Source organism: Actinomadura sp. 7K534 (assembly GCF_004348575.1).
GTDB lineage: Bacteria > Actinomycetota > Actinomycetes > Streptosporangiales > Streptosporangiaceae > Spirillospora > Spirillospora livida.
Window position 1 is genome coordinate 1 of record NZ_SMKB01000329.1, and the last position, 6,520, is coordinate 6,520.

At 67.3% G+C, this 6,520-nt stretch carries 6 protein-coding genes and 2 tRNA genes; 6 read left to right on the forward strand and 2 right to left on the reverse strand.

Features of this window, described 5'->3' with window-relative positions:
• Positions 1 to 537 precede the first annotated feature (537 nt).
• From E1266_RS34425 to E1266_RS34445, 5 genes are all read left to right on the forward strand, one after another.
• On the forward strand, positions 538 to 1,263 hold the full coding sequence (locus E1266_RS34425) for a hypothetical protein (RefSeq protein WP_132054325.1): 726 nt from the start codon (positions 538 to 540) through the stop codon (positions 1,261 to 1,263).
• Positions 1,264 to 1,449: 186 nt separating this feature from the next.
• The gene (locus E1266_RS34430) at positions 1,450 to 2,331 is read left to right on the forward strand and encodes a hypothetical protein (protein ID WP_132054327.1); all 882 of its coding nucleotides are present in this window, start codon (positions 1,450 to 1,452) and stop codon (positions 2,329 to 2,331) included.
• Positions 2,332 to 2,399: 68 nt separating this feature from the next.
• The gene (locus tag E1266_RS34435; protein WP_132054334.1) at positions 2,400 to 2,621 is read left to right on the forward strand and encodes a helix-turn-helix domain-containing protein; all 222 of its coding nucleotides are present in this window, start codon (positions 2,400 to 2,402) and stop codon (positions 2,619 to 2,621) included.
• A gap of 28 nt (positions 2,622 to 2,649) precedes the next feature.
• Positions 2,650 to 2,958, forward strand: coding sequence for a hypothetical protein (locus E1266_RS34440; RefSeq protein WP_132054328.1), 309 nt, complete (start codon positions 2,650 to 2,652; stop codon positions 2,956 to 2,958).
• Positions 2,959 to 3,025: 67 nt separating this feature from the next.
• On the forward strand, positions 3,026 to 4,600 hold the full coding sequence (locus tag E1266_RS34445) for a tyrosine-type recombinase/integrase (RefSeq protein WP_132054330.1): 1,575 nt from the start codon (positions 3,026 to 3,028) through the stop codon (positions 4,598 to 4,600).
• Between the two features lie 162 nt (positions 4,601 to 4,762).
• Here E1266_RS34445 and E1266_RS34450 read toward each other — a convergent pair.
• A tRNA-Ser gene (locus E1266_RS34450) sits at positions 4,763 to 4,854 on the reverse strand.
• Between the two features lie 143 nt (positions 4,855 to 4,997).
• Positions 4,998 to 5,426, reverse strand: a complete 429-nt coding sequence (locus E1266_RS34455; protein WP_132054332.1) for a hypothetical protein — start codon at positions 5,424 to 5,426, stop codon at positions 4,998 to 5,000.
• Positions 5,427 to 5,614: 188 nt separating this feature from the next.
• On the opposite strand from E1266_RS34455, the gene E1266_RS34460 reads away from it, so the two are divergent.
• Positions 5,615 to 5,687 (forward strand) — tRNA-Arg (locus E1266_RS34460).
• Positions 5,688 to 6,520: the final 833 nt, after the last annotated feature.

The window sequence follows — 6,520 nt, forward strand, 5'->3', positions numbered from 1 at the left end:
GCCGTGTCGTCACGGCGGCCTGGTCGGCGAGAGTCATCGTCACTGCGCTGTTCGTCCTGTCTCGCCCTGCTTGGTATCAGAAGGACTCGTTCGTCCCTTGTGTCACAGCAGTCTGACAGAGAGGGGGGTGAACGGCGCGTCCCTGGCGAACGAGAACGCGTTCGGACTGGCGGCCATGGGCTCACTGGACGAGTTGTGCGCCGATACATACGTGCCCGGCTACGCTGGCGCGCCGGCCGATGCGGCTCCCCGCCACGGCGACGGAGTCCGGGTGATTCGAGGCGGCGCCGCGGACATGAGCCCTTGGCAGGGATGTAACGAATGGTTGGGCATGCTGTCTGCCGCGCGAGGCCCACATGACATGTTCGCCGCTGTCCACCCTGTCCTGGACCTTCCCGTCACGGCGTAAGGCTGTCCCGTGCTCACGACCTCCAGACGCGTGGTCACGCACGATCCGCGGCATGAAAGGACGTGGCCGTGGGCGTCCGGTCTGTTTGGTTTCCTGGATACACCCGAACCTTTCGGGGATAGCGCTGCGTGGTGATCGGGAAGGTCTTGCGGGGCGTCCGGGTCCAAGGGCTGCTGCGGTACCTCTACGGCCCGGGCGCCAACGGCGAGCATCACAATCCCCGCATCGTGGCGGGCTTCGGGGACGCGGCCGACATGGAACCGATGGTGGGCCCCGAAGGCAGCCGCGACTTTCGCCACTTGGAGGGGCTGCTGACTCAATTGCTGGCGTTGCTCGGTGACCGGAACTACCGAAAGCCCGTCTGGCATTGCGCGGTCCGAGCCGCGCCTGAAGACCCGGTCCTGGCCGATGAGCAGTGGGCGCAGATCGCGGCCGAGATCATGCAGCGGGCGGGCCTGGCTCCGGTGGGTGACGTTGACGCCGTTCGGTGGATCGCGGTCCGGCATGCCGACGACCATGTCCATATCGTGGCCACGCTGGCGCGTCCGGACGGCGTCCGGCCGGAGGTCTGGAACGACGGGTACCGGGTTCGTGACGCCTGCCGGGTCGTGGAGGAGCGGTTCGGGCTGCGGTCCACGGCGCCGACGGACCGGACGGCGGCGCGGCGGCCCAAACGCGGCGAGACAGAGAAGGCCGTGCGCCGTGGCCAGTCGGTGCCGTCCCGAACCCTCTTGGGCCGCAAGGTCCAGGGGCGGCCGCTGGCGCGTGCAGCGAGAGCGAGTTCTTCGAGCGCCTCCAGGCCGACGGTGTCCTGGTGCGGCAGCGGTTCAGCCAGCGGACTGCTGGCGAGCTGACGGGGTATGCGGTGGCCGCGCTCGGCGATGTGAACGCGGACGGGCAGCCGGTCCGGTACGGGGGCGGCAAGCTTGCCGCCGACCTCACACTGCCCAAAGTGCGCCACCGCTGGGCAGGTGCGGACAGTTCGGTCCGCAGCCCGTCCGCTGGACGGACGGCACTTGTCCTGACGGACGAGGCAGGCGGTGCTTCGGACGAAGCCCGGACGTCCACCGAGTTCCTCGACTAGCTCCAGGATTTGCGACCTCCTGGTCAAGGTCCGCTACAGCCAGCAGGTCTCCGGTCAGATCACCGGCTATGCGGTCGCGCTTCCCGCCGAGCCCGCCGACGAAGAACCGGCCTGGTGTTCAGGAAGCCGCCTCGCCGACGACCTCTCGCTGATGCGCCTCCAGCAACGGTGGGCATCACCCACCGCGTGCCACGTGCCGTCCACCGGCCACAACGACCCGGCCACTGAGGAACGACAGGCGTTCTACGACGACGCGGCCCGCGCCGCCGCCTACGCCACCGCCCAGATCCGACGTCACCTGGCGCTCAACCCGTACGCGGTGCAAGACGCCTGCTGGGCCGCATCCGATGGCCTCCACACCGCCGCCCAGGCCACCAGCAACCAGCACTTGCGCCACGCTGCCCAGACCTACGACCGCGCGGCCCGTACACCCCACGGGCGCCTTCCACGGCCCACCCCGGCCGGCAACGCTCTGCGCACCGCAGCCCGGCTCCTTGCACTCACCGGCACGGCGCAGAACCAGACAACGGTGTCGGCCCTGATGCTCGTCGCCAACCTCATCACCCTGCTCGACACCATCGCCGAACTGCGCCGGCTCCATTACCGCCAAGCCCAAGCCGACGCCGCCCTAAAGGCCGCCACACAGGCACGCGATGCAAGACTCGCCAATCCCGACAGCACGCCACCACCCGCCGCAAGCGCCGACGCGCCCTCGCAAGCACGCCTGGCCATGGCCGCCTTCCCCAACCCGTGGGCTCCGCTGCAGCCCACCACCCCGAGCCGACCCGCAGCGCCCGACCCCTCACCAACAACACGCCCAAGCCGACCGCGCCGGTAAGAGTCCGCCACGACGAAGACCTCACCCACCCCCACGCACCGAGACAAGGAGGCGTCCGAGTGCAGACCATGCGATACGAAGACCTCGACACACTTCCCACCGTCGTCAGCATCATGACCGCAGCCCGCGCCCTGGGACTGTCCCGCACATACGCCTATGAACTGGCCAAACGCGGTGACTTCCCATGCCGCATCATCCGAATCGGCACCAACTACCGCGTGCCGACCGCAGAACTCCGCAAACGGCCCCTGACCTCGGCGTCCAACCTTCAAGGCTCCCCCTTGAGATGATCTACCTCCTGTAGTTGACTCTCCGCGATTGAGCGATGGCAGATCGAAGGTCTGCGACGAGCTCCACGAGCGCCCGCAAGAGCGCATCGAACGGCTGGTGAGCCTGCTGGCCGAAGGCGTCGATGAACTCCGACACCTCGAGCCGCTACCCCGTGCGCGTGCCTCAGAGCCTCTCGCCACCCTCGCCCGCGAGGTCCTCGGGAGCCTTGCCGCCGTCCGGCGGCAGGAGTTTCGCGACGCCCGTGCCGATGGCCTAACGCTCACGCAGATCGCCGACGAACTCGGCGTGAGTGTTCAAGCGGTGTGCCAGGTGCTGAGAAAACGGCCTCACGACTAGAGCAGCGTCCGCCGAGCCGTCTCACGCCTTTGACACCACGGAAGAAACCGTTCCTGGAGGAGAAGACATGCGAGGCACGACCTACAAGCGCTGCGGCTGCCGTAACCCCGAGACCGGCGAGAAGTACCCCACGGGCAAGTGCCCGAAGCTGGTCAACCGGAACCACGGCGCATGGTGGGCGCGTTACGACGCACCCGCAGGAAGCAGCGGCCGACGACGACAACCGACCATCGGCCCGTTCAAGACCAAGAAGGCCGCACAGCAAGCAGTCGCGGAAGAGCTCGGGAAGTCCGAGATCCATGGACGACAACTCGACCGGAACATGAGAGTGGGCGCCTACCTGGAGCACGTCTGGCTTCCAGCCAAGAAGGAAAGTCTGTCCAACTCGACCTTCGCCGACTACGCGGAGATCGTCCAGCTCTACCTGGTGCCCGGACTCGGTCACCTCAAGCTGGTCGACCTGAGAGACAAGCATGTGATCGGCCTGTACGAGGCGATCCTGCAGATCAACCGTCCGCTACCCGCGGGGACGAAACCCAGCGAGTTGCTCCGGCGCCTCCTCGAGGTTCGGGCGTACTCGACGAGACCGCTGAAGGTCGGTGAGACTCCCCGCCGCAAACAGACCAAACCCATCTCCCCGACGCGGGTGAGGAAGATCCATGCGGTCCTGCTCTCCGCTCTGAACTGGGCGGTGAAGTCCAAGCGCCTGAAAGAGAACCCGATCGCGCACGTAGAACCACCTCGCATCAGGGGAAGACGGGTGAAGCCGCTCGTCTGGACGACGGAACGCGTCGAGCGGTGGCAGGAGACCGGAAAGGCGCCCAGGCCGGTGATGGTCTGGACCCCCGCCCAAACGGGCGCCTTCCTCGACTTCATCGCGGAGGAGCGGTTGTACGCCCTCTTCCATCTGGTCGCCTTCCGCGGGCTGCGTCGTGCCGAGGTCGCAGGGCTGGCCTGGGCGGACACCGACCTGCAGGGCGCGGGCACGCTGACCGTCCGCGAGACGAGCCCCGATTCCGAGACCCAGGCCGACGAGTACGACGACACCAAGTCCGAGGCCGGCGAGCGCACCGTGGCGCTGGACGAGGCGACCATCGCGGTTCTGCTGGACTGGAGGGCCTGCCAGGAACGCGAGAGGTCCGTCGCTGGCCCTGACGTATGGGTGGACTCGGGGCGGGTCATCACCCGTGAGGACGGGGCCCGCCTGCGTCCCCAGTGGATCTCCACGCGGTTCGAGGACCTGATCAGGAAGTACGGACTCGTCCAGCACAGGCACTCCGTCGAGGGCTGGTCCATCGACAAGATCTCCCGTCACCACCGGACCTCCGTGCGTGCAGTCCAGGTGGCGATCGGAGGCGAGCCTCTGCCGCCGATCCGCTTCCACGATCTACGGCACGGGGCTGCGACGCTCGCCCTGTTGGGCAACGTCAACATGAAAGTGATCAGCGAGACGCTCGGCCATGCCCGCCACTCGTTCACCGCCGACACCTACACCTCGGTGCTGCCAGAGGTGTCCAGGGCAGCGGCAGAGGCCGTGGCCGCGGTCGTGCCGCGCCGACCCCAGCCGGAAACGCCTGCTGCAGCCCCCAACGTGATCTCATTCGCGGATCGCCGCAACAGGCGCGGCAAACACGCAGGGTAACCAAGTCCGAGAGGGTCAGGACCCCGCCTCAGCCGGGCACGAGCGCACTCCGCCGACGTCCCGTGCACACCATGTGCACACCAGGCGCGGAAAAACGGACATCTGGAACGCGACAGGGACTTCGCTCAAGATCGTAATCTTGGACGAAGTCCCTGGTCAGAGTGGCGGAGGATCGGGGATTTGAACCCCGGATGGGCTTGCACCCAAACCGCATTAGCAGTGCGGCGCCATAGACCGGACTAGGCGAATCCTCCAGTAGCCGTCAGGCGCAGACAGGCTACCGGTTGGGCGCGCCTACCGGCAAAGTCTGGCCTGCGGGTCCCAGCAGCATAGTCCGAGATCCCCGGCTAGGCGAAGTGGCTCGCTCCCGGGGCCGCGGGAACGAACCGCCGGCGGGTCAGCCCAGGCGGAAGGCGGAGAAGCCGCAGGCCTTGGCCAGGTCGTTGCCGTGCTGCCGCATGGCCGCGGTGTCGGGCTGCTGCAGGTTCGTGCTGCCGGAGGTCATCTGCCGCAGCAGCTCCGCGGTCTTGTCGAGGTCGCCCGCGAACGCGGTCGCGGCGGACTCGACGTCCCCGCCGGCGCTCTGCCCCTCCGAGCGGATCTTGGCCGCGGTGTCAGAGAACTTCTGAGCGGTCTGTTCGGCGCCGCCCGACGACGACATTGCCGCGCCGCCGGTGGAGAAGCTCCGCAGCTCCTTCTCGATGTTCTTGCAGGCGGTCGTCTTCTTGCCACCGGTGATGGTGTCGACCGCCCCGCAGCCGGTGGAACCGAGCATCAGGCCACCGACGGCGAGGACGCCGACGAGCTTGGTGGCAGACATACGCATGGGGAATCTCCTTCAGGGGGGTTGGGCTTCGAACGGAGTCAAACCTTTGCAGGCCGCTCACGTCTCGACACCCTTTTGTCGCACCTTGGTCGCCAAAAGTTCCGTGACTCAGGTCACACGTCCGCCCGCGCGTGTTGCACAACCGATTCGCCGTCCGGTCCGCGGAGCCGGTACAGTAATCCCGGCAGGCACCCGTAGCTCAACGGATAGAGCATCTGACTACGGATCAGAAGGTTAGGGGTTCGAATCCCTTCGGGTGCGCCCAGCTCAGAGCCCCCTCCCGATCTTGGTAGGGGGCTTTTGCGTACCCCTTGGGAGCCACGGGGACGGGTCGGGGCCCGAAGAGATCGCCGCTCACTGCCTAGGCCCCGCGCACCTGTCGTCAACGCGCAGGTTCCCATAGACGTCCTGCGTGATTGCGATGGGCGTGTGCCCGAGGATCTCCCAGACGACGCGCAACGGCGTCCCCTGGACCAGCGTCAACGAGGCGCCCGAGTGCCAGAGGTCATGCGGGTGTCAGTGGTCGAGGCCCGCCCGCCTGGTCGGCTTGGAGTATTGGAGTGGGTGTGCGAGAAGTTGTCGGGATCCATGGGCGTCCCGGCTCGCTTGCGAGGATCAGCCGTGATCCTTCCAGAGGTCACCGGCCGCGATCTTGGTCTCTGCCTGCGGGGTGTGCTGTCTCGAAGCGATGACCGGTCACCGCGTCAAGAGGTGGCGGCGTTTAGGCCGTCGCGCGGCGCCGCGCGGAGCGTGGGGCGGGGCGACGTTCACCGGACGGCCGAGCCTGGCCGTGCATCGTGCCCACGCCGCACTGTCCATCAGGCGCCGGCGGTCAGGGGCTCCGCGCCGCCGCGCGAAGAGAAGGTGTGGCACGCTCGTGAGCGTGTCCCATGCTGATTTACCTGCCGTGAAGTTGCTCCAGGACGTTGCGGGCTCCTTGAACGTCGTCATTGATCTCGATGTCTAGGGAACTGGCTCCTGCGGAACCTGTCAAACCGGATGAGACGTCAGGCCACGTGGGTGGTTTGTGGCTTGTTGTCGGTCTGGGGTTGGGGTGGCGGGTTGATCCAGACCTTGTCCGGTAGCGGGGGCGG

Coding starts and splice junctions, on each gene's coding strand:
- E1266_RS34435 (WP_132054334.1), top strand. CDS start 2,400: ATGCGATACGAAGACCTCGACACACTTCCCACCGTCGTCAGCATCATG.
- E1266_RS34445 (WP_132054330.1), top strand. CDS start 3,026: ATGCGAGGCACGACCTACAAGCGCTGCGGCTGCCGTAACCCCGAGACC.
- E1266_RS34455 (WP_132054332.1), bottom strand. CDS start 5,426: ATGCGTATGTCTGCCACCAAGCTCGTCGGCGTCCTCGCCGTCGGTGGC.